Raw genomic sequence first — 21,550 nt, 5'->3', positions numbered from 1 at the left:
GCTTTGCTCTTTTTTATAAAGTATTTCATTATTTTGGAAAGAAAAATAGTAAAAATAAACATAGTAACAATAGCTTATTTTTACATTTTTGTAGAAATAAGCAATTTTACAACATTTTAAAGGTTTATTTTTACATAGTAATTAGTCTGCTAATTCTAAGAAATCCTCAAAATATTCATCAAAAGAATTGAATAGAAGTGTAGGTTTGTTCATTTCAAAATTACCGTCTTTATTACAATGTATTTCAGCACCATATACTTTTGAATCGTTGAGGCGATCTGTTTTTGAGACTTTGTACAGAATAAGATACTCGTCAATTTCGTAATTGAGTACAATAAAATCATCGGGGAGGTTGAGTTCTTCTCTCAACTGTTTGGTGAGTTCTACCACAGGATATGATAATGTTCCATCCTCTTTGTAAACTCCATTGATATAAGTATCCCCAAAGTTACAAGAGCCACATTCGCTCAAAAACTTTACATACGCTTTAGGGAGTAATACCCCTAAAGATGTTTCTACAATTTGAATTTCTTCGGCAGTAGCACCTTCACAGTATTCAAATTCATCACTTTGTTGTAGTTTCTTTAGATAATTCATTAGATATAGGTTTTTGAGTTTGTTCTTCTCTTTTAAATACGAAAGTATCGTAATAAGTGTTGAAAAATTGTATTAAAAATACAGCGCCTTGTAGGTCTCTATACACTTCTACTAATAAATTACCGTCTTTATCAGGAGCTATACGTATTCTATCGATATCCACTCCTAAATAAATAGGAATAAACGGATAGATTCTAAACCTATTATAACGCTGCCAAAAGTTCTTTTTCTGTTTGCCTTTGAAGCCAGCCCTCATCGTAACAGTAGTTGTGCTATCCTTCACCTTTTGGTAACTCACGTACAGCGAATCGGCTTTTACTTGCAGTTTAAACCTACTTAAAGGTAGCGCTGTTTCTTGGTATTCTTTAGGCAGTAGCGGAAAGAACAAGGGTGCTTGCTTTTCCATAGGCTCAGAATACACATAATAAGTTCCTTCATTAAGAGTCTTAATAGCAGCTTCATCCATAAAAGCTGTCATTTTAGGGCGCTGTACTGTTTTACACGAAAACAACAGTAAGGATAATACAATAAAAGCAATGGTTCTCATAAAGTTTAGATATTTAATGATGCTAATTACAAGTACAAAAGTACAAAATAATCACTTACAAAAAAAGCAAAGTGAAAATTTAATTTCACTTTGCTTTTTTGTTAAGGTACAGGGTCATAGCCACTACCTCCCCAAGGGTGGCAACTACATATACGTTTGATAGCTAACCAACCTCCTTTGAAAAAGCCATATTTTTGCAGAGCTTCCAAAGTGTATTGAGAGCAGGTGGGGGTATACCTACAAGTAGGCGGTTTCAGAGGTGAAATAGCTACCTGATAAAAGCGTACTAAATAAATGAAAAGGTATTTCATTACTTAGCAAATCGTTCAATTACCTCTTGGCTTACACCTGTATTAGAGAAACCTCCGTCGTGGAAGAGATTTTGCATCGTTACTTTGCGAGTAAGGTCGGAGAAGAGAGATACCGTATAATCGGCACAATCTTGAGCGGTGGCATTGCCTAATGGCGACATTGCATCGGCGTAAGCAATAAAACCATCAAAGCCTTTTACACCTTGTCCTGCAGTGGTGGCAGTAGGTGATTGTGAAATGGTATTCACACGCACTTTTTTATCTTTACCAAAGAAATAGCCAAAACTACGCGCAATAGACTCTAAGTATGCTTTGTTATCAGCCATATCGTTGTAATCGGGGAAGGTGCGTTGTGCTGCCATATAAGTAAGGGCAACGATGCTACCCCACTCGTTCATTGCATCATTCTTGTAAAGCACTTGACATACTTTGTGAAAAGAAAGTGCTGAAACGTCCCAACCTTTTTCAGTGTTCATATAGTTAGACTCGGTATAAGGGATATTTTTGCGCACATTCACCGACATACCGATGGAATGTAGTACAAAATCCAACTTGCCTCCTAAAATTTCCATTGCTTTAGTCACCAAGTTTTGGAGGTCGTCCATATTGGTAGCGTCGGCAGGAATGATTTCAGAGCCAGTTTTTTCGGCTAAATTTTTTATTTGTCCCATACGCATTGCCACGGGAGCATTGGTAAGCACGAACTTACCGCCTTCTTCGTGTACGCGTTCTGCTGTTTTCCAAGCGATAGAATTTTCGTCTAAGGCACCAAAGATGATGCCTCTTTTTCCTTTTAATAAATTGTACATAATTCTTTCTTTTATAAAGTAAAATTTGTTTCTGTGGTGCAAATGTACAAAAAAATATTTTTTAAGAAAAAATTTTTTCTATCTAAAAAATTAGGATTATTAATTTTTATTTTCTACTTTTGCTCTACAAAAACTTAAAAAAACCAAATTATGACAAGTACAAATGAAAAACTAACAGCTTCTCAGCTACAATTGATGCTTGATGCTCATTGTCAAGATATGAAAGCTAATATGCCAGGGTTCCTATTTTATGGAATTTTAAGCTGTGCTGATGGTTACATTCTAAGCAGAGCCTCGGCTAATGCTGAAGCTTCGAGAATTATTGAACAGGGTTCTGCTTTTCACCTCACTATTGTCAATCAAGTAAAAATGGTAGTTGAAAGCAATAAAGAATTAGGTAATTTAGAGCTTGATTACATTCTTATTGAAACGAGTAAAATCACTTTTATGCTGATGATTTCTGCTCTTGGTAAATTCTTTTCTATTACTGCTTTAGATAGAGCTAAGGCGAATATGGGTATTTCGAGAGCCTTACTCTACAAATGTAAAGCTGAGTTTGGGACAATGTTAGATGATTTTTTTTAGTATTCTCTTCTATATCAACAAAAGAAAGTCTGAAAAAATGCGTTATAAGAACAGTAATTTTTCAGACTTTTTTATTATACTTTTATGGTTCGTAATGTTTTAATGCCTCTGTAATGATAGCAATACATTCTTTCAATTCGGTTTCATTCATCACCAATGGTGGGGCAAACCTAATGATATTACCGTGTGTAGGTTTGGCGAGCAAGCCATTATCGCGCATCTTTAAGCAGATATTCCACGCTGTATTGCTCTCTTCGGTATCGTTGATAACCACAGCATTTAAGAGTCCTTTACCACGTACTAAGGTAGCTACTTTTGAGGTTTTGATATAATCACCTAGTTCTTTGCGGAAAATTTCACCCAATCGAGCGGCATTTTCAGCCAGATGCTCGTCTTTTACTACTTGTAAGGCTTCAATTGCTACGGCAGCAGCCAAAGGGTTACCGCCAAAGGTACTACCGTGTTGCCCTGCTTTGATTACGTGCATTATACGGTCATCGGCAAGAACAGCACTCACAGGATATACCCCCCCGCTAAGGGCTTTGCCTAATACCAATATATCGGGTTTTACATTTTCGTGATCTACTGCCAAACGCTTCCCAGTACGCGCTACTCCTGTTTGTACCTCATCGGCGATAAAGAGGGCGTTATACTTTTCGCATAGAGCTTTAGCTCCACTCAAGTAGCCATCGGAGGGGACATATACGCCTGCTTCACCCTGTATAGGTTCTACTAAAAAGCCTGCTACTGTAGCCTTATTATCGGCGAGCACTTTTTCTAAAGCTACCAAATCGTTGTAAGGAACAGAAACAAAACCAGGTGTATAGGGGCCGAAATTTTTACGTGCATTTTTATCGGATGAGAAAGAAACTACTGTAGTAGTGCGCCCGTGGAAGTTTTGATGGCACACAATGATGATTGCGGCGCTTTCGGGTACTCCTTTTTGTTCATACGCCCATTTGCGACATATTTTAATGGCTGTTTCTACAGCTTCAGCACCTGTGTTCATTGGTAGAACTTTCTCGAAGCCAAAATACTCGGTGATGTACTTTTCGTACACTCCAAGTTTATCGTTGTAGAAAGCTCGAGAAGTGAGGGTAAGGGTTTGAGCTTGCTCAGTAAGTGCTTTGATGATGCGTGGGTGGCAATGCCCTTGGTTTACAGCAGAGTAAGAAGAGAGAAAATCGTAGTAACGTTTGCCTTCTACGTCCCACACATACACGCCTTGTCCTTTGCAGAGTACGACGGGTAGTGGGTGATAATTATGGGCACCATACTGGTTTTCGAGTGCCATTGCTTGTTCTGAGGTTAATTTTGGTAATGTCATATATCTTTCGTTTTATTTTCAGACGACAAATATACGACATATTTTCGTAAAAACAAAAAAACACAAATTTGGGATATTCCAAATTTGTGTTATAAAGTTCTTTACTTTAGTGCTCGTTTCTAAAAGAAGTCGTCTAACATTGTTCCAAATTCTGCTTTACATTTATATAGTAAAGCTCTTGAAATACCTACATTAGATTTTGGTCTATCTAAGGCAGTAATCGAGAAAAACTTCCCTAAAGCTGAAATCATTAGCATATAGGTTATTTTATTAGCCTCAATAAGAATGTAATCTAACGCTAAATCTTCCATAGTTTTGTTAGTGTTTATTACTTTTTTCACTTGATCCACAATTGTTAAGTGAAAGGCAGAACCTTGTTCTACAATTCTTGAAGATTCTTCATTAGCTGAAGCTTTAGATAAAATAGTTCCATCCTTACAGCTAAGGATTCCATAAAATAGAAAACCAGGCATATTGGCTTTCATATCTAAACAGTGAGCATCGAGTAATCGTTGTAATTCTGTTCCTGTCATAAAAAATATATATAGTGTTTGGTTTTTATGGCGCAAAGCTATATATTATTTTGATAACCTCCAAGCGTTTTTAACATATTTTTTAGACTTCTTTTACACTGTGTTAAAACAATCTAATCATCTTACTCAAAATCAAACTTTTATAAAAAATATTTTATGTTGAATAGTTTTATAGTCAAGCAAAAATAAATTGCAAATAAACAAACCTACCTTATACATACCCACCCAGCGATTGCAGATTTCTATACAAAAAAAGCACAAATTTAGAGTTTCTAAATTTGTGCTGTAAAAATACTATTAGCTATTTTTCTAAAGTTGTTCGTCTAATATCACTGCGATAGGTCTACTTTTTTCAATCAAAGTTCTCGCTATTCCTATATTAGCTTTGTTTCGTTCTAAGGCTAAGAGGATAAAAAATTTCCCTGAATTTGAAACTCCAATAACATTAGTAATCTTATCAGTTTCAATAAGAATACTGTGAGTTTCTTTAACTCCTAAGGATTCACTTGAAGCAACTACTTTTTTCACTTGTTCTACAATAGTTGAGAAAAAGGGTGCTACTTCTTTTGCAATTTCTGAAATTCCTGTATTGGCTACTGATGATCCTATAATAGTTGCATCAGCACATCTAAGGATTCCACAAAAGATAAATCCTGACAAATTGGCTTTCATATCTAAGCATAGCTTGTCGACCATTTCTTGTAATTCTGTACCTGTCATACGCTTTATTTTTTATATGTTATTCAAGTGCAAATATAAACATAATACATATACCCTTTTCTTTTTTAACGTTATTTAACATTCCTGTATCTATTGAGGAACTATTGAAAAAATTATCAATGTTCAATCATCACAGCTCCTACGGTAGCATTGCTAGTCTCATCAATGAGGATGGCGCTACCCATAGGGGGATTGCTTTGGAATGCATCATATACTAAAGGGGCAGCTGTTTTGAGTCGGATTTTTGCTATTTCGTTGAGTTTTACGCTTTCTACTCCTTCAGTTTGGTCAAGGGTATTGACATCAATTTTGTATTCAATTTCCTTTACAATGGCTTTTACGAGCCTACTGCGTTGTTGTAACAAGTACTTATTACCCTCGCACAATTCACGTTTATCCATCCAGCACACAAGGGCTTCTATATCCTGACCTTGCTGAGGTTCAGCTCCTTGTTTAGCAAAATAGTCACCACGAGAAATATCGATATCATCTTCGATATGTAACACTACAGGGTCACCTGCTTTGGCTTCAGCCACTTCTTCGCCATTGTGCTCTATCTTGCTGATTTTAGTGTTGATACCTTCAGGGAGTACCACTATAGCATCGCCTTTGCGATAAACACCCGATATGATTTGTCCTGCGTAACCGCGATAGTCGTGTAAGGCTTCGGTTTGAGGGCGTATTACATACTGTACCTGAAAACGAGGTTGATCGTAATTATCTTTATTAATTTCTATAGTTTCTAAGAAGTCTAATAATGAATTTCCTTTATACCAAGGCATTGCATTGGTGGTATTCACAATGTTATCACCTACAAAAGCAGAAATTGGGAAATAGTGTACACTTTTCAAACCTAAACGTTTGGCGATACCTTCATATTCTTGTTGGATATTTTTGAATACCTCTTCACTATAGCCTACCAAATCCATTTTGTTTACAGCTACAACTACCTCTGGAATATTGAGCAGAGAGGCTATGATAGAATGGCGGCGAGTTTGTTCGGTTACACCATTACGAGCATCTACTAAAATGATAATGAGCTCGGAATTAGAAGCGCCAGTAATCATATTGCGGGTGTACTGTGTATGACCAGGGGCATCGGCGATGATAAATTTGCGTTTAGGGGTTGCGAAATAGCGATAAGCCACATCGATAGTAATACCTTGTTCACGTTCTGCACGAAGACCATCGGTGAGTATAGCGAGGTCTATACCATCATCGTTCTTATTTTTAGATTGTTGTTCAAGCGCCTCAAGCTGGTCGGCTAAAATGCTTTTGCTATCGTATAACAAACGACCTATGAGGGTACTTTTACCGTCGTCTACACTACCTGCAGTGATAAATCGTAATATATTCATTTGTATCTTAAAAATCAATTTTTGGCAAAGATACAAATAATTACGAAATACAAGTTACGAATAGCGAAAATAATTTGTTAAGAGGAAAATCTAAGTACAGGATAAAAATTGTAAGTAATTGATTTCAAACTTATTTACCCCTCTAAAAAGGTACTCAGATAGGTAGTCTAATCCGTATTTGAACACACTTATAACTCTTTTCCCATCTGGTTTTATCCTTATCGCTTTAAAGTGTGTGTCAATGTAATCTCCAATCTTGTAACACCACACAAAAGCTATCATTACTAATAGCATCAACCTCTCAATACGTTCTAAGTCCCTTAAATGAGTGTCCTCTACATTAAATCCACTACTCTTAAGTCCCTTGAATAAAGTCTCTATTTGCCACCTTTCTTTGTATTTTTCTAATCCTTCATCAGGTTTATTGAATGAAATCAATATACAATAGCCTATTTTACCATTATTTTCCGTCGTTTTTACACCTGATAAGTAACAATATTCTCCTTTATATTGCATAATCCTATCATAATGATAGCCTTGATAAGGTTTTAAGTTGTTGAAAAAGTTCCAAGCATACAATTTCTTATTCTTTTTAGGGCAAAAAATCAGAAAATTTTCCCGTATACGTATAAAATATCGTATCCTATGTTCATTTAAGAATCCTATCCACTTATCTCCTACAAATTCCCTATCAGCTAATAAGCAGTCGATACAATTTACCCCAAACCAACTAATAAACTTCTCCATTAATGCTATACGTTCTTCAGTATGAGAGTTGCCTTGTTTATCTAACATTTTGAAAATCAGTGGTATAGATACATTCTTATAGCTAATACCTATCATCAATATATTGATATTCACCTCTCCAAACTTCCAATTTGTCCTATCCATAATCAGGGTAAGGTTCTCTTTTTCAGGCAATAAGTTGAATATCAACTTAGAGACCAACTCCATTGTAAAATTAGCAGCCCTCATAAAATTGCGTATCCTTTTGACATTGCTATCCTTACAAGTCTTATTGTCAAAGGCTGTTGCCAATGCTGTATAGGTAACTTTTCTTGTTTTACAAAGTGCTAATACAAAGAGCGTTACAAATTTTAAACGAGCTAAATTCAGTTATTTCCTCAAATAATTCCTTAAACTTTGATAATAATTCTGTATCTTTGCTCTCTGTACTGGTATTTCTGTCCATTTGCATATTTTTTCCTAACTGCAAAATTAAGGAATACCAGTCTTATTTACAAGTGTTTACAAAAAATTATCCTGTACTAAAGAGAATTTTAATCACTAATCGTTAAAAATTATTTTCGTACTTTTGCAGCCTGACCTAATAAAAGGCATAACAATTGCCTTAGATAGAAATACAAATTATTAATAAAGATTTTACAATATGAATTTTTTAGAACTCGCACAACAGCGCTACACCACCAAAAAATACAACCCTACCCAAAAGATTACTAATGAGGAGATTGAAACCCTAAAGCAGATCTTACAGCTTAGTCCATCATCTATCAATAGCCAACCTTGGCATTTCACTTTTGTAGCAGACCAAGAACAGAAAAGTAAATTAGCTGCTGTATCCTATTTCAATGAAGAACGTATTAACCAAGCAAGTCACTTGGTTGTATTTAGTGTCATAGACGACATAGCTCTTTTTGAAAAACAAATTGAGCAGAACTTACCACAGGGAGCTATTAACTACTACAAGCAATTTATGCAACCACAAGCAGAGGAAAATATTAAATCGTGGTTACAGCATCAGGTATATCTTTCTCTTGGCTTCTTCTTGTCTGCTTGTGCGGCTATGCATATTGATAGCACTCCTATGGAAGGCATTGAAACGCATTCTTATGATACTATTCTGCAACACAACGGATACAAAACACTCTTTGCTGTTGCTTTAGGACACAGAGACACCAACGACAACAACCAGCCTGAGAAAATGCCTAAATCTCGTTTGTCTATCAATAACATTATAACCTCAATATAAACAATGAGAATCTTCATCATAGCATTAAGTCTTTTGGCAAGTTGTGGGACTTACGCACAAAAAGCAGAAGCAGAGATATTTGCTAAAGTACCTGAATCGGTGGGTAATATCAGTTTTACAGCTCAGGGCGACTTAGTATATAGTCATCACCCATTCTTTAACCCTGAGTATAGAGTGGTTAAATATAATACTCAAACAAAATCAATTACCCCATTTCCTAATAAGGAGTGGAATACACCCCGAGAGAAAGACGATCATTACCTGAGCAATGTTTTAGGAATTAGAAATGATAAAAATGGTGTTGTTTGGATGCTTGATATGGCTGGACGTAATGCCATTACGCCTAAAATAGTAGGGTGGAATACTCGTACAAATAAGTTAGAACGTATCTATTATTTACCACAAGCAGCTATAGTAAAAACTTCCCAACCCAATGATATGGTTGTTGATACAAAACATAACATCTTTATTATTGCCGATGAAGGTATTGGCAATGGAGGTGATGGTAGCATGGCAGCCTTAATCATTGTAGATATGAACTCAGGCAAAACACGGAGATTGCTACAAGGCACACGCACCACTTTGCCAGAAAACACACCTACCATAGTCAATGGAAAGCCACTATCTATCAATGGTAAAAACCTTTTAGTAGGCTGCGATGGCATTACAGCAGATAAAGATTTTGAGTGGCTCTACTATGCCCCTTTAAACGGAAGGAAAGTGTATAGGGTAAAAATAACTGATCTGCTTAATGAGCAACTAACAGCTACTGCTTTAGATGAGAAGATTGAAACCTACAGTGAAAAACCTAATAATGGCGGTATGAGTATTGATGCACAAGGAAATCTATATCTTACAGCACTTGAAAGCAATAGTATAAGCGTTGTGCTTAGCAAAGACAGAAGCCTCCACACTCTTTTCAATGCAGATGAATTACTTTGGCCTGATGGAGTAAGTTTTAATGCAAAAGACGGTTATATGTATGTCTCCGCAGCGCAAGTACATTTAGGAGCTGTATTTAATGATGGTAATAACAAAGCAACAGCACCTTTTTACATTTTCAGATTTAAACCTTTAGCTAAAGGCGTTCCTTTTAGGTAAATCAGAGAATAAAACCGCCACATAGGCTGTTACAGCAAAACCTGCTTGATGCGCGCATTTGGGGCAGCCGCAACACTTGGCGACTTGAGCAAACGATGACCTTAGAGAGATGTGCTGGTAAGTGGGTGATATTAAAGTCTGTAGCAAGGACGTTTTAAAACTTAAAAAATAATAATTATGTTAGTACTAAGTACAGGACAAAAATTGTAAGTAATTGATTTCAAACTTATTTACCCCTCTAAAAAGGTACTCAGATAGGTAGTCTAATCCGCATTTGAACACACTTATAACTCTTTTCCCATCTGGTTTTATCCTTATCGCTTTAAAGTGTGTGTCAATGTAATCTCCAATCTTGTAACACCACACAAAAGCTATCATTACTAATAGCATCAACCTCTCAATACGTTCTAAGTCCCTTAAATGAGTGTCCTCTACATTAAATCCACTACTCTTAAGTCCCTTGAATAAAGTCTCTATTTGCCACCTTTCTTTGTATTTTTCTAATCCTTCATTAGGTTTATTGAATGAAATCAATATACAATAGCCTATTTTACCATTATTTTCTATCGTTTTTACACCTGATAAGTAACAATATTCTCCTTTATATTGCATAATCCTATCATAATGATAGCCTTGATAAGGTTTTAAGTTGTTGAAAAAGTTCCAAGCATACAATTTCTTATTCTTTTTAGGGCAAAAAATCAGAAAATTTTCCCGTATACGTATAAAATATCGTATCCTATGTTCATTTAAGAATCCTATCCACTTATCTCCTACAAATTCCCTATCAGCTAATAAGCAGTCGATGCAATTTACCCCAAACCAACTAATAAACTTCTCCATTAACGCTATACATTCTTCAATATGAGAGTTGCCTTGTTTGTCTAACATTTTGAAAATAAGTGGTATAGCTACATTCTTATAGCTAATACCTATCATCAATATATTGATATTCACCTCTCCAAACTTCCAATTTGTCCTATCCATAATCAGGGTAAGATTCTCTTTTTTAGGCAATAAGTTGAATATCAACTTAGAGACCAACTCCATTATAAAATTAGCAGCCCTCATAAAATTGCGTATCCTTTTGACATTGCTATCCTTACAAGTCTTATTGTCAAAGGCTGTTGCCAATGTCGTATAGGTAACTTTTCTTGTTTTACAAAGTGCTAATACAAAGAGCGTTACAAATTTTAAACGAGCTAAATTCAGTTATTTCCTCAAATAATTCCTTAAACTTTGATAATAATTCTGTATCTTTGCCCTCTGTACTGGTATTTCTGTCCATTTGCATATTTTTTTCCTAACTGCAAAATTAAGGAATACCAGTCTTATTTACAAGTGTTTACAAAAAATTATCCTGTACTAAGGAAGAAAATATTAAGGGCGTTTTTCATAAGTTATCCAATTGGTATAAGCTACATTATATTTCTTATCATTTGGATACTTGTAATGTATAGAAGCACGGATTTTTACAACCGGTTTATCAAAGTTGAGCATATCTTCGCAATTGTTCATTTCATAAATTATGTAATAGACAAGGTTGTATTTCTCACCTTTCTGCAAAGTTTTTTTGCAATCATCTAAATTTGCTGGAGGCACAGAAGGAGGTGGACAACCTTGTATATCTTTAACTTCGCCATTCTCATCTTCATATTGTAACCCAAAGTGAAACACATAATAAGTATTGATTTCAATGGGTTTACCTGAGTAATTTACAATAACTGCCTCAGCATATTCTCGGTTTACATCAGTGTAGTTTAGTGTTGCTTGTACGCCAATTTTTGGATTAGACAAGGATTTTCCAAAGTATGTACGTAGCTTTTGTTGTACTTCTGTCCGATATTCTTCTACATAATTCAGTAAGTCTGAAGGATAAGTACATTTTTTCTCAAATACATCAAATTGGATATAAAAACATTGAAACAAAGGAATATTTAGTGTTTTTGTCAAATAAAGAAAAGCTACATCACCTTTGCGCAATGGTTTTTCTTTGGAACAGACCATTACTTTAAGATTTGTAGTATCAGTAATACTATTAAGCAATAGGCTGATAGCCTCACTATCTTCTTGATAGCGTTGATAATCGGTGTTTTGAAGTAGTTGTTGAGAAGCGACATCCCATTGTAGAGAAATATCATCGCTGAAAGGAATGGTTATTACTTCAGGCTCTTTAACAGCGGTAGAGGTAGGTGATTGAGTATTACAATGGTTGAGGACAATTGTAGAAAATACTAAAAGCAAAAGGGTACATTTCATAGCTTAATTCTCACGGATTTTTTCTATAATATACTCGTAGTGAGTGTAGTGTTGCACGAAATCAAGATCGGTTACATCGATGATAAGAGAATTGATAGCGGCATTTTTCTGTATAAAATCTAAATAGCCATAATGTATTTTTTTTAGATAATCAGGGGAGATGTTCTGTTCGTACTCTCTGCCGCGTTTTTTGATGTTCTCAATAAGGCGGTCGGTATTTTGATAAAGGAATACGTACAAATCGGGTTTGATGATTTGGCTATAGAGAATATAGAAGAGTTTGCGGTACAACACAAATTCATCATCAGTAAGGGTTACCTTAGAGAAAATGAGGGATTTGAAGATATCGTAATCGGAAACGACGAACTCTTTAAACAAGTCGGTTTGTGCTAATTGTTCGCGCATTTGTTGGTATCGTTCAGTAAGGAACGACATTTCGAGCGTAAAGCCGTATTGTTTAGGATTTTCGTAGAATTTAGGCAAGAAAGGATTATCGGAAAACTGTTCTAAAATCAGTTTAGCATTGAAGTCTTCGGCGATTTTAGTTGCCAAAGTAGTTTTACCAGAGCCTATATTACCTTCAATAGCGATGTACTTATAATTCAAAAACGGCGACTTTTGTGCGGGAAATGACAGTTGATCGGACAAGCGTTGCACGGGTGAGGTATCATCGGTAGTTCGGAGTAGTTGGGCAACTGTTTTTTTAAGTACGGGGTGCACTTTGAGGTCATCGATATTAGCTAAAGGCTTAAGCACAAACTTGCGGTGTTGCAAGAGAGGATGCGGTATGGTAAGTCTATCGGTATGAATCACTTCATCGTCATAGAAAAGTATATCGAGGTCTATCGTACGGGATTGGTAGCCTTTAGAGTGAGGCATACGTTCGCGCCCTAGTTCGTGTTCTATTTGCAAGAGTTGCATTAGCACCTGCTCAGGAGAGAGGAAGGTGCGGCAGAGCAGACAAGTGTTGAGGAAAGCCTCGCCAGAAAATCCCCAAGAGGGTGTTTCGTAGATAGGAGCTATATCCACAATGGTACCTACTCGCATAGCGATGCCTTCAATGGCTTGCTGTAGGTAGGCTTTGCGGTTTCCTAAGTTACTCCCTAATGATATGTAGACGTCGTGGTTCAATTGACAATTGACAATTAATAATTAACAAGAGTCTCAGTGTTTTGACACAATTTGAGACTAACTTTGCCAAAGGTGCAAGCCACAATGGACAATTAGAAACTTTGGCAAAGTAGAAGCAAGAATGCTATTTTTATTGATTCTTTGATTATTGGTTTTGTAAAAATCGTAATATATTGTCGTAGATGCGGTTTTCTATATCGGTAGTATCGGCAGGGAGAAATTTTTCACCCATAATATTTTCATAGAGTTCGATATAACGTTCTGAAACGGATTGTACATATTCATCACTCATCGCTGGTATTTTTTGTCCTTTTTCCCCTTGGAAGCCCTGTGAGATGAGCCACTGGCGTACAAATTCTTTGGAGAGTTGGATTTGAGGTTCGCCATTTTCTTGGCGTTCTTCATAGCCTTCTTTATAGAAATAACGGGAAGAATCGGGGGTGTGAATTTCGTCGATGAGTACGATTTCACCATCGCGGGTTTTACCGAACTCATATTTGGTATCTACCAAAATCAGTCCGTGTTTAGAAGCAATTTCGGTACCACGTGCGAAGAGGGCGTAGGTATATTTTTCCATCAATCGATAGTCGTCTTCACTTACAATACCTTTACGAATAATGTCTTCACGAGAGATATCCTCGTCGTGTAAGCCTTGTTCTGCCTTAGTAGCAGGAGTAATAATGGGGTGTTGAGGGAACATATCGAACTCGCGCAATCCTTCTGGCAAAGGTACGCCTGAGAGCTTGCGCACACCATTTTTGTAGAGACGAGCTGAGTGACCTGCAAGATAACCGCGAATCACCATTTCTACTTTTAGAGGTTCGCACACTTGCCCTATAGAGACGTTAGGGTCGGGAGAGGCTATAAGCCAATTAGGCACGATATCTTCAGTTTGTTGCAAGAATTTTACAGCTATTTGGTTTAGTATCTGACCTTTATAAGGGATGCCTTTGGGTAGAATGGCATCGAAAGCTGAAATACGATCGGTGGCAATCATAATGAGGGTATCATCTTTTAATTGATACACATCACGTACTTTCCCTCTGTAAACAGACTTTTGTTTAGGGAATTTAAAGTTTGTTTTTGTTATGGTATTCATCTTCGTAAAAAGTTTTTAAAATCTCTTTTTTCGGGGCAAAGGTATAAAATAATTACGAATTACGAGTTACGAATTATGAAAAAATACTACTTTTGCAATATCATTTTTATACGTTAAAAAGTAAAGACTATGAAAATCATTTGTATAGGAAGAAATTACCGCGAGACTATCGAAGAAAACAATGAAACACCACGTCAACCTATAGTAGTGTTTATGAAACCTGACACAGCTATCCACAACCTCGAGATTCCTTATTACATTCCTGATTTTACACAAGATTTGTATTACGAAATAGAATTAGTGCTGAAAATCAACCAAAATGGGAAGTGTATTTCGGAGAAGTTTGCGCATAAATATTACGATGAGATTGCTGTGGGTATTGATTTTACGGCTTGCGATCTACAAACTGAATTGAGCCAAAAAGGGCTGTCTTGGGAGCAAGCAAAGGCTTTTGACAGCTCGGCTATCGTAGGAAAATTTGTATCTAAAGAAATATTTAGCAATTCCTCCCCTATTGAGTTTCACTTAGATAAAAACGGCTCTACTGTACAAGAGGGAAAGACAACACAAATGCTCAGAGGATTTGACACTATCATTGCCGAAGTATCACAGTACTTTACACTACGCAAAGGCGACCTTATCTTTACAGGAGCGCCCAAAGGTGCAAGGAAAGCAGTAGCAGGTGATTTATTAGAGGGATTTTTAGGAGAAGAGAAGAGTTTTAGCTTGAAAATTAGATGATTTGGAAATTAGCAAATTTGGGAGTTAGCCCCCGAGTGTAATTTTACCTATTTAGTCTCTCTATCTTCCTGAAATTATAGCCAAGAGTTTTTCCTATTTTCTTTTGTAGGAAAGGTGTGGCTGAACCTGCAAAAATAAGGTCATCGCCTCTGTAAATAGTAACTGCTTTAGTAGAGAATGTAAAAATGAGGGTCATTTTTTGCTGTCCATTTCTATAAAAATAGAAAGTATCACATACATCATTAACCAAAGGATAGGCTTCGTTAAACGATTTCTTTTGTTGTAAAGCGTTTAACAATTTAACTCCTTTGTTATAGTGGATTTTTTTAATTGTCTCAACAATTTGTTCTTCAGGAAATCCTTCTATATTAGGCGAGGTTTCTTTAGTATAGCCACTGCTACTCACTACTATCACACTGTCGATAGATCCCCTATAAAGTTTTTCCCATTGCATTGCTGTGGAAAGTTGGCTAAAACAGAGGTTGTATAAGCTAAAAAAAAGTATTAAAAATAAAGACTTCATATCATACTATCATTAGGAGTTTTAGAAATTGTCAAAGTCCAAGGACTTTGACAATGTGTGTGATACAAAAGCAATTTTAAAAATCAGCTTGTATAGCTTTGATGAGTTCATCGGGGTCTTTGAATTTTACAAAAGCTCCATTCTTGAAGTAAGAGATATGCCCTGTTTCTTCAGAGACTACTAATGCAGTAGCATCGGTTTTTTCGGTAATGGAAATAGCAGCTCGGTGGCGTAATCCATAGCGTTTAGGCAAATTGATTTCACTTGCCACAGGCAATATCACTCTCGTTGCTACAATATGGTCGCCCTTTATGACTATAGCTCCATCGTGTAGCGGGCTGTTTTTATAAAAGATACTTTCGATAATAGGCTCAGAAAATTCTATATTCACCTTGTCACCCGTTTCAGTCACAAAATCAAGAGGCATATTGTGTTCCAAAACAATAAGCGCTCCTGTATTGGTAGTTCCTAATTTCAAACATACATTTACCAAACTTTCGATATTGAGTACAATTTCCTTTTCTTTGAAAAGATGAAATACGCGTTGTAACTTGTTGCGCGCTGTGATATTAGTAGAGCCCAATGTGAGCAAAAATCGACGTATTTCCTGCTGGAACACAACTATTAATGCAAAGACTCCTACCCCGATAAACTGACCTAATATACTACTGAGCAACTGCATTTGCAGGGCTTCAGTAATTTTCCATATCAGGTAGATAATCACAATCCCCATAAAAATATTGATAGCTACCGTACCCCGAATCAATCGGTAGAGGTAGTACAAAAGAGATGCAAATAGCAGTATATCAATCGCATCGACAACGGTAAAGTCTAAAATATCAAATAGTTTCATTGTATTTTTTCAAAGAGTGTTACACATTCTTTAGCTTCTTTTACATCGTGTACCCGCAAGATGTGTGCCCCTTTCATCAAGGCGATGGTATTGACTACCGTAGTAGCATTCAGTGCATTGGTAGGGTCGGTTTCTAACAGTTTGTACAACATCGACTTGCGGGAAAAACCTACCAATAACGGACAACCCAAACACTGAAATAGTTCTAAGTGCTTCAATACTTCGTAATTCTGGTCTAAGGTTTTAGAGAATCCAAAGCCTACATCTACTATAAAATCATTAATTCCTGCTTCTAAGGCTTTAGCTTTGCGCTCGGAGAAATAATAGCGGATATCACTAATGATATCCTTATAATCAGTATGTTGTTGCATTGTTTGGGGTGTACCTACGAGGTGCATCGCAATATAAGGCACCTGAAATTGTGCTACTGTGGTGAGCATCTGCTCATCTAAGAGTCCAGCAGAAATATCATTGATTATACAAGCTCCTTCTAAGAGCGATTGGCGTGCTACTTCACTGCGAAAAGTATCTACCGAGATACGTATCTCAGGAAAATGTTGTACCAAAGAGCGCACTACAGGTACTACCCTATTAAGTTCTTCTGTTTGTGAAACTTCAGGCGCATTGGGGCGGGTACTATAGCCCCCTACATCAATAAAATCAGCACCTTGAGTGAGCATTGTTTCAGCGCGTTGCAAGAGTGTTTTTTCGGTTACACGACTCCCTTCGTAAAAAGAGTCGGGGGTATGATTGAGGATTCCCATCACTTTTGGGGTATCCATAGAGAGTAATTCTCCTTTACAATTGATGGTCATAAATATTAGGTGTCAGGTGTTAGGTGTTAGGTTTCAGGTTTCAGGGGATTAGCAGTCTGCCATATTTACGGCGACGGCTAAACCACCTTCGGAGGTTTCTTTGTATTTAGAGTTCATATCTTTGGCTGTTTGCCACATTGTATTTATCACCTTGTCCAAAGGAACTTTCGCATTCTTAGGATCGGTTTCAATAGCCAATTCGGCAGCGTTAATCGCTTTGATTGCCCCCATAGCATTGCGTTCAATACAAGGGATTTGCACCAATCCGCCAATAGGGTCGCAAGTAAGCCCCAAGTGGTGTTCCATTGCTATTTCGGCAGCGATGAGCACCTGCTCAGGAGAACCACCTAAGAGTTCACAGAGCGCGCCTGCCGCCATTGCTGATGACACCCCTATCTCGGCTTGACAACCACCCATAGCCGCCGAGATGGTTGCCCCTTTTTTGAAGAGACTGCCTATCTCGCCTGCCACCAAAAGAAATTGCTGAATGTCCTCTTCGGTAGCCTGTTGGTTTTCAATAGTTACGTAGTAGAGCAACACCGCTGGAATTACTCCTGCACTACCATTGGTAGGTGCGGTAACCACACGCCCTAACGAAGCATTCACTTCATTGACTGCCAGTGAAAAACAACTCACCCATTTGAGGATTTCGCGAAACTTGATATTCGTTTTCTTGATAGAGTTCAGCCAATTTTCAGGACTATCATAAGTAACTACCCCGATGAGGTTCTTGTGGATATCATAAGCGCGACGGCGCACGTGCAAGCCGCCAGGGAGTACCCCCTCGGTATGACAACCTATATAAGTGCATTCCAGCATTGTATGCCATATACGCATCAATTCGCTGTGTATTTGCTCCTCGGTGCGCAAGGATTTTTCGTTTTCATAAACTATTTCGGATATTTTCTTACCCTCTTGCCGACAATAGTTTATCAGTTCTTCAGCTTTATCGATAGGGAAAGGAAAATTGCGTCGGTTATCATCTTTAGTTATTGCTTGTTCACCTTCTTTTACTATAAAGCCGCCCCCTACCGAGTAGAAAGTAGAAGCATAGCTAAAGTCGTCACCTTCAGCAGTAAAAGTGAGTCCGTTTGCGTGAAAAGGCAAGAAATTTTTGTTAAAAACGATATTTTCTTTAGGGTTGAAGTTGATAATCTGTTCGTTACCCAAACAGAGTTTTTGATTATTTGTAATAGCCGTAATAATTACGTCTAAACTCTCAATAGGCACATACTCAGGGTCGGCGCCACTAAGCCCGAGCATTACTGCCAAATCGGTAGCGTGCCCCTTGCCAGTAAGGGAAAGAGAACCGTACAAATCAATGTGTACTTTCGTTGTTTTGGACAATAGATGCTTTTCTCTCAATTCCTTGAGGAAAGCCTCGGCAGCACGCCAAGGTCCTAAAGTGTGAGAGCTGGAAGGTCCTACCCCTATTTTGAGCATATCAAATACGCTTATTCGTTCCATTTAATTTACTATAAGAGTTTTAAGATTGCAAAAGTAAAGAGAAATTTGGAATTTAGCAAAATTTTATTCGGGTAAAGAATTGATGTAGAATATTTTTTTAAATTTTTTATTTGTTTATTATTATTTGTTTTATATCTTTGTACTTTCAAACGAAAATTCTCAAAAGAATATGATTACTGATAAAGAATTAGACTCCTTAATACACAAGGTAGATGGGGCTGTAGATAGACAATACGATTTCATCAGAGAGATGAAAGGTATCAAAAACTACCTTTGGGAGCTAAAAGCTACAATGCAGGAAAGCCCTGTAGAAGAGATTGTAGCTCCTCCAATTGTAGAGACAACTATAGCTCCTGTTGTACCTGAGCTAGTTGAGGAAGAAAAACTTACACCTACAATAGTAGAAGAAAAACTTACACCTGCAGCAATGGAAAATATTGTAGAAAAAACTCCTGAAGAAACAGTGGAAAAAGTTACAGAAGAAGTTCCTGAACCCCCTATTATTACCCCTCAAATAATAGAAGAAGCAAGCAGTGAAGAAACTGCTATTGCACCTCAGCCTGCAGTGGAAGAAAACCAATCTTACCATAGCAGAAAACCTGATTTTGAAAAACAGGTAGACGATTGGTTCAAACCTAAAGAAGCTATCAATTGGGAACGCTTTATCGGTGAAAACTTATTCAGCAAAATAGGGATAGGTATCATCATTATTGGGGTGTTCATAGGGGTAAAATACTCTATAGAACACGATTTGATTAGCCCCGCAATGCGATTGGTATTAAGCTACTTAGTGGGTGTAGGACTCTTTGCAGCAGGAGCGATGCTCAAAAAGAAATACGAAAACTTCAGTGCAGTACTCGTAAGTGGAGCAATGACGATTTTCTACTTCGTTACCTTTATAGGCTATTCGGTATTTAATTTCTTCCCGCAGTCGCTTACCTTTGTGCTGATGTTCCTCTTTACTGCCTTTACGGTAGCTGCTTCGCTGAATTACAACAAAGTAGTGATTGCTCTCATAGGCTTAGTAGGCAGTTACGCTGTACCATTCTTACTGAGCGATAACTCAGGACGCGTATCTATTTTGTTTGCTTACACAGCTATCATCAATATAGGAGTACTCATCATTTCGTTCTACAAACAGTGGCGTTCACTCTATTTATCGGCTTTTGCTTTCACTTGGCTAATGTTGTTATCACTGTGGGGTAACGCTTATAAATACAACGATTTCACACCTTATTTCATTTTCAATTTAGTTACTTTCCTCACTTTTTATATAGCTTTTATCTTCCAGAAAATACATCAGGAAAAAGAGTTGAAGGAAATAGATGTAGTGTTATTCCTCTCCAATAGTTTGCTGTTCTTCGGTATGGGAGTGTGGTATATTTACGACTATTACACTATGGAAAACCGTACAATTATGGCTATGTTCACTTTGGCAAATGCCTTATTACACTTTGGGGTAGCCTACTATTTCCACGTAAAAAAATTCCCTTCACAAGCTCTAAAATACTTGATATTAGTATTGGCACTATCTTTTGCTACTTTGGTGATACCTATCCAGTTTAAGGGCACTTGGATTACAGTGTTCTGGAGTGCCGAAGCAGCTTTGCTCTTCTGGTTTGGCCGTCGCAAAAACTTGCTGGTATACGAGCGAATTTCATACACTGTAATGGTATTGGCGAGCATCAGTTTGATAATCGATTGGGTAAAAGCTCCTAATATTTTGTACATTGTAAACCCTGATAAATTCATCTATTTAACTCCTTTTGGTAACGCATTGTTCATCAACGCATTGTTATATAGTGCTGCTTTTGGTTTTATGGCATATACACACCGTTTAACAGAGCTCGTTAATAAAGAGATTTACAAACTACTTACCTTTGTGTTGAACATTTTGTGTGTAGGGTCGCTCTACTTTATATTTTTTAGAGAAATAGGCATTCTATGTGATGTGAGAGCCCTCCAGCAAACACCTAATCTTACCGACAACTATGCTGCTTGGGAAACCTTGAATAACTTTAAAACTGTATGGAGAACAGTGTATAGTTTGCTATTTGTTGCTGTTTATACCTTGCTGAATGTAAGAGTTTTCAAGTCTAAAACATTGGGTGAAATACAATTTGGCATCAGCATAGTGCTCGCATTCATTTTTATGACCTTAGGTTTATACACTTTTAGTGAATTGAGAGAAAGCTACCTCGCCAATCCACAGTTATCACTTTGGTTTTTGAATGTTAGATATGTAGGGATTGCAGTTTTTGCCGTATTCTGTTATACAGCCTACTTATTGAGTCGTTTTCTCACTTTGAAAGAAGAAATACAAAAAAGTTTAGAGTTTGTTCTACACCTTATTATCTTATGGGTTGCCAGCAGCGAGCTCTTGCATTGGACAGAACTTTATCGTTCAGCTTCTAACTACAAATTAGGACTTACCATCTTGTGGGGTTCTTATGCACTGCTTTTAGTAGTCTTGGGTATTTTCAAACAAAAGAAATATTTGCGCATTTCGGGTATTGTACTTATCGGTTTCAGTATGTTAAAATTATTCTTGTACGACACCACCCATTTAGATGCTTTGCGAAAGACTATTGTATTTGTAATTCTCGGTTTCTTAGTGCTTGTAGCGTCATTCTTTTACAACAAGTACACAAACAAGATTGAAGAATCAGATAAAGCTGAGAACAACAATACTACAGATAACAATGTAACGAATTGATATTCAAAAGTGTAAAAAAGTAACTTTTAAACATATTAAAATTTTATGAAAAGTTTAAGAAAGAAAAA

The 21,550-nt window shown here is 36.9% G+C and carries 22 protein-coding genes; 5 read left to right on the top strand and 17 right to left on the bottom strand.

The annotated features are described in order from the left end of the window. Positions 1 to 141: 141 nt before the first annotated feature. The 4 genes from JMN12_RS04265 to JMN12_RS04250 form a co-directional block, all read right to left on the bottom strand. On the bottom strand, positions 142 to 597 hold the full coding sequence (locus JMN12_RS04265; protein WP_198475567.1) for an SMI1/KNR4 family protein: 456 nt from the start codon (positions 595 to 597) through the stop codon (positions 142 to 144). Then, positions 566 to 1,144 carry a hypothetical protein gene (locus JMN12_RS04260; protein WP_198475565.1) on the bottom strand — a complete coding sequence of 193 codons (579 nt, stop codon included), beginning with the start codon at positions 1,142 to 1,144 and terminating at the stop codon, positions 566 to 568. The genes JMN12_RS04265 and JMN12_RS04260 overlap by 32 nt, the downstream gene beginning before the upstream one ends. A 101-nt stretch (positions 1,145 to 1,245) precedes the next feature. Continuing rightward, the gene (yidD, locus tag JMN12_RS04255) at positions 1,246 to 1,455 is read right to left on the bottom strand and encodes a membrane protein insertion efficiency factor YidD (RefSeq protein ID WP_002680684.1); all 210 of its coding nucleotides are present in this window, start codon (positions 1,453 to 1,455) and stop codon (positions 1,246 to 1,248) included. After that, the gene (locus JMN12_RS04250; RefSeq protein ID WP_198475563.1) at positions 1,455 to 2,264 is read right to left on the bottom strand and encodes an enoyl-ACP reductase; all 810 of its coding nucleotides are present in this window, start codon (positions 2,262 to 2,264) and stop codon (positions 1,455 to 1,457) included. Before JMN12_RS04250 ends, yidD begins: the two co-directional genes overlap by 1 nt. Positions 2,265 to 2,414: 150 nt before the next feature. Between JMN12_RS04250 and JMN12_RS04245 the strand changes: the two genes are divergently transcribed. Continuing rightward, positions 2,415 to 2,849 (top strand): hypothetical protein, encoded by a 435-nt coding sequence (locus tag JMN12_RS04245; protein WP_009413323.1) that lies wholly within the window; start codon positions 2,415 to 2,417, stop codon positions 2,847 to 2,849. 82 nt (positions 2,850 to 2,931) lie between these two features. Here the strand turns inward: JMN12_RS04245 and rocD are convergent, their stop codons facing one another. The 5 genes from rocD to JMN12_RS04220 all read right to left on the bottom strand — a co-directional run bounded on the left by rocD (position 2,932) and on the right by JMN12_RS04220 (position 7,825). Then, a complete protein-coding gene (rocD, locus tag JMN12_RS04240; RefSeq protein WP_203137416.1) occupies positions 2,932 to 4,176 on the bottom strand; it encodes an ornithine--oxo-acid transaminase in 1,245 nt (414 codons plus the stop codon). A gap of 119 nt (positions 4,177 to 4,295) precedes the next feature. Then, complete coding sequence (locus JMN12_RS04235) at positions 4,296 to 4,709, bottom strand: hypothetical protein (RefSeq protein WP_009413325.1); 414 nt, start codon at positions 4,707 to 4,709, stop codon at positions 4,296 to 4,298. 309 nt (positions 4,710 to 5,018) lie between these two features. Further along, on the bottom strand, positions 5,019 to 5,429 hold the full coding sequence (locus JMN12_RS04230) for a hypothetical protein (RefSeq protein WP_198474954.1): 411 nt from the start codon (positions 5,427 to 5,429) through the stop codon (positions 5,019 to 5,021). 116 nt (positions 5,430 to 5,545) lie between these two features. Next, the gene (locus tag JMN12_RS04225) at positions 5,546 to 6,787 is read right to left on the bottom strand and encodes a sulfate adenylyltransferase subunit 1 (RefSeq protein WP_203137414.1); all 1,242 of its coding nucleotides are present in this window, start codon (positions 6,785 to 6,787) and stop codon (positions 5,546 to 5,548) included. A gap of 90 nt (positions 6,788 to 6,877) precedes the next feature. After that, positions 6,878 to 7,825, bottom strand: a complete 948-nt coding sequence (locus JMN12_RS04220; protein ID WP_203137405.1) for an IS4 family transposase — start codon at positions 7,823 to 7,825, stop codon at positions 6,878 to 6,880. Between the two features lie 352 nt (positions 7,826 to 8,177). Here JMN12_RS04220 and JMN12_RS04215 point away from each other — a divergent pair, with 352 nt between their 5' ends. After that, positions 8,178 to 8,777 (top strand): nitroreductase family protein, encoded by a 600-nt coding sequence (locus tag JMN12_RS04215; protein WP_203137396.1) that lies wholly within the window; start codon positions 8,178 to 8,180, stop codon positions 8,775 to 8,777. Positions 8,778 to 8,780: 3 nt separating this feature from the next. Further along, positions 8,781 to 9,878, top strand: coding sequence for an L-dopachrome tautomerase-related protein (locus JMN12_RS04210; protein WP_203137390.1), 1,098 nt, complete (start codon positions 8,781 to 8,783; stop codon positions 9,876 to 9,878). 186 nt (positions 9,879 to 10,064) lie between these two features. Here JMN12_RS04210 and JMN12_RS04205 read toward each other — a convergent pair whose 3' ends face one another. The 4 genes from JMN12_RS04205 to JMN12_RS04190 all read right to left on the bottom strand — a co-directional run bounded on the left by JMN12_RS04205 (position 10,065) and on the right by JMN12_RS04190 (position 14,367). Further along, positions 10,065 to 11,012, bottom strand: a complete 948-nt coding sequence (locus JMN12_RS04205) for an IS4 family transposase (protein WP_203137388.1) — start codon at positions 11,010 to 11,012, stop codon at positions 10,065 to 10,067. Positions 11,013 to 11,258: 246 nt separating this feature from the next. Further along, positions 11,259 to 12,137, bottom strand: a complete 879-nt coding sequence (locus JMN12_RS04200) for a hypothetical protein (protein WP_203137386.1) — start codon at positions 12,135 to 12,137, stop codon at positions 11,259 to 11,261. A 3-nt stretch (positions 12,138 to 12,140) separates the two neighbouring features. Then, complete coding sequence (folK, locus tag JMN12_RS04195) at positions 12,141 to 13,268, bottom strand: 2-amino-4-hydroxy-6-hydroxymethyldihydropteridine diphosphokinase (RefSeq protein WP_088594809.1); 1,128 nt, start codon at positions 13,266 to 13,268, stop codon at positions 12,141 to 12,143. 145 nt (positions 13,269 to 13,413) lie between these two features. Beyond that, on the bottom strand, positions 13,414 to 14,367 hold the full coding sequence (locus JMN12_RS04190) for a phosphoribosylaminoimidazolesuccinocarboxamide synthase (RefSeq protein WP_203084019.1): 954 nt from the start codon (positions 14,365 to 14,367) through the stop codon (positions 13,414 to 13,416). Between the two features lie 129 nt (positions 14,368 to 14,496). Here JMN12_RS04190 and JMN12_RS04185 point away from each other — a divergent pair, with 129 nt between their 5' ends. Beyond that, on the top strand, positions 14,497 to 15,108 hold the full coding sequence (locus JMN12_RS04185; RefSeq protein ID WP_203137384.1) for a fumarylacetoacetate hydrolase family protein: 612 nt from the start codon (positions 14,497 to 14,499) through the stop codon (positions 15,106 to 15,108). Between the two features lie 43 nt (positions 15,109 to 15,151). Here the strand turns inward: JMN12_RS04185 and JMN12_RS04180 are convergent, their stop codons facing one another. From JMN12_RS04180 to JMN12_RS04165, 4 genes are all read right to left on the bottom strand, one after another. After that, on the bottom strand, positions 15,152 to 15,631 hold the full coding sequence (locus tag JMN12_RS04180) for a hypothetical protein (RefSeq protein WP_203137381.1): 480 nt from the start codon (positions 15,629 to 15,631) through the stop codon (positions 15,152 to 15,154). Between the two features lie 76 nt (positions 15,632 to 15,707). Then, positions 15,708 to 16,484 (bottom strand): diadenylate cyclase, encoded by a 777-nt coding sequence (locus tag JMN12_RS04175; RefSeq protein ID WP_009413333.1) that lies wholly within the window; start codon positions 16,482 to 16,484, stop codon positions 15,708 to 15,710. Beyond that, complete coding sequence (gene folP, locus JMN12_RS04170) at positions 16,481 to 17,299, bottom strand: dihydropteroate synthase (RefSeq protein WP_203137379.1); 819 nt, start codon at positions 17,297 to 17,299, stop codon at positions 16,481 to 16,483. The genes JMN12_RS04175 and folP overlap by 4 nt, the downstream gene beginning before the upstream one ends. 48 nt (positions 17,300 to 17,347) lie before the next feature. Then, positions 17,348 to 18,766: an L-serine ammonia-lyase gene (locus JMN12_RS04165; protein ID WP_203137377.1), complete on the bottom strand. Its 1,419-nt coding sequence runs from the start codon at positions 18,764 to 18,766 to the stop codon at positions 17,348 to 17,350. A 169-nt stretch (positions 18,767 to 18,935) separates the two neighbouring features. Between JMN12_RS04165 and JMN12_RS04160 the strand changes: the two genes are divergently transcribed. Further along, entirely contained in the window at positions 18,936 to 21,482 is a 2,547-nt protein-coding gene (locus JMN12_RS04160; protein WP_203137366.1) for a DUF2339 domain-containing protein, read from the top strand. The last annotated feature ends 68 nt before the right edge of the window (positions 21,483 to 21,550 follow it).

The organism is Capnocytophaga genosp. AHN8471, from assembly GCF_016806945.1.
GTDB lineage: Bacteria > Bacteroidota > Bacteroidia > Flavobacteriales > Flavobacteriaceae > Capnocytophaga > Capnocytophaga periodontitidis.
This window is presented reverse-complemented; position numbering and strand designations above follow the sequence as displayed.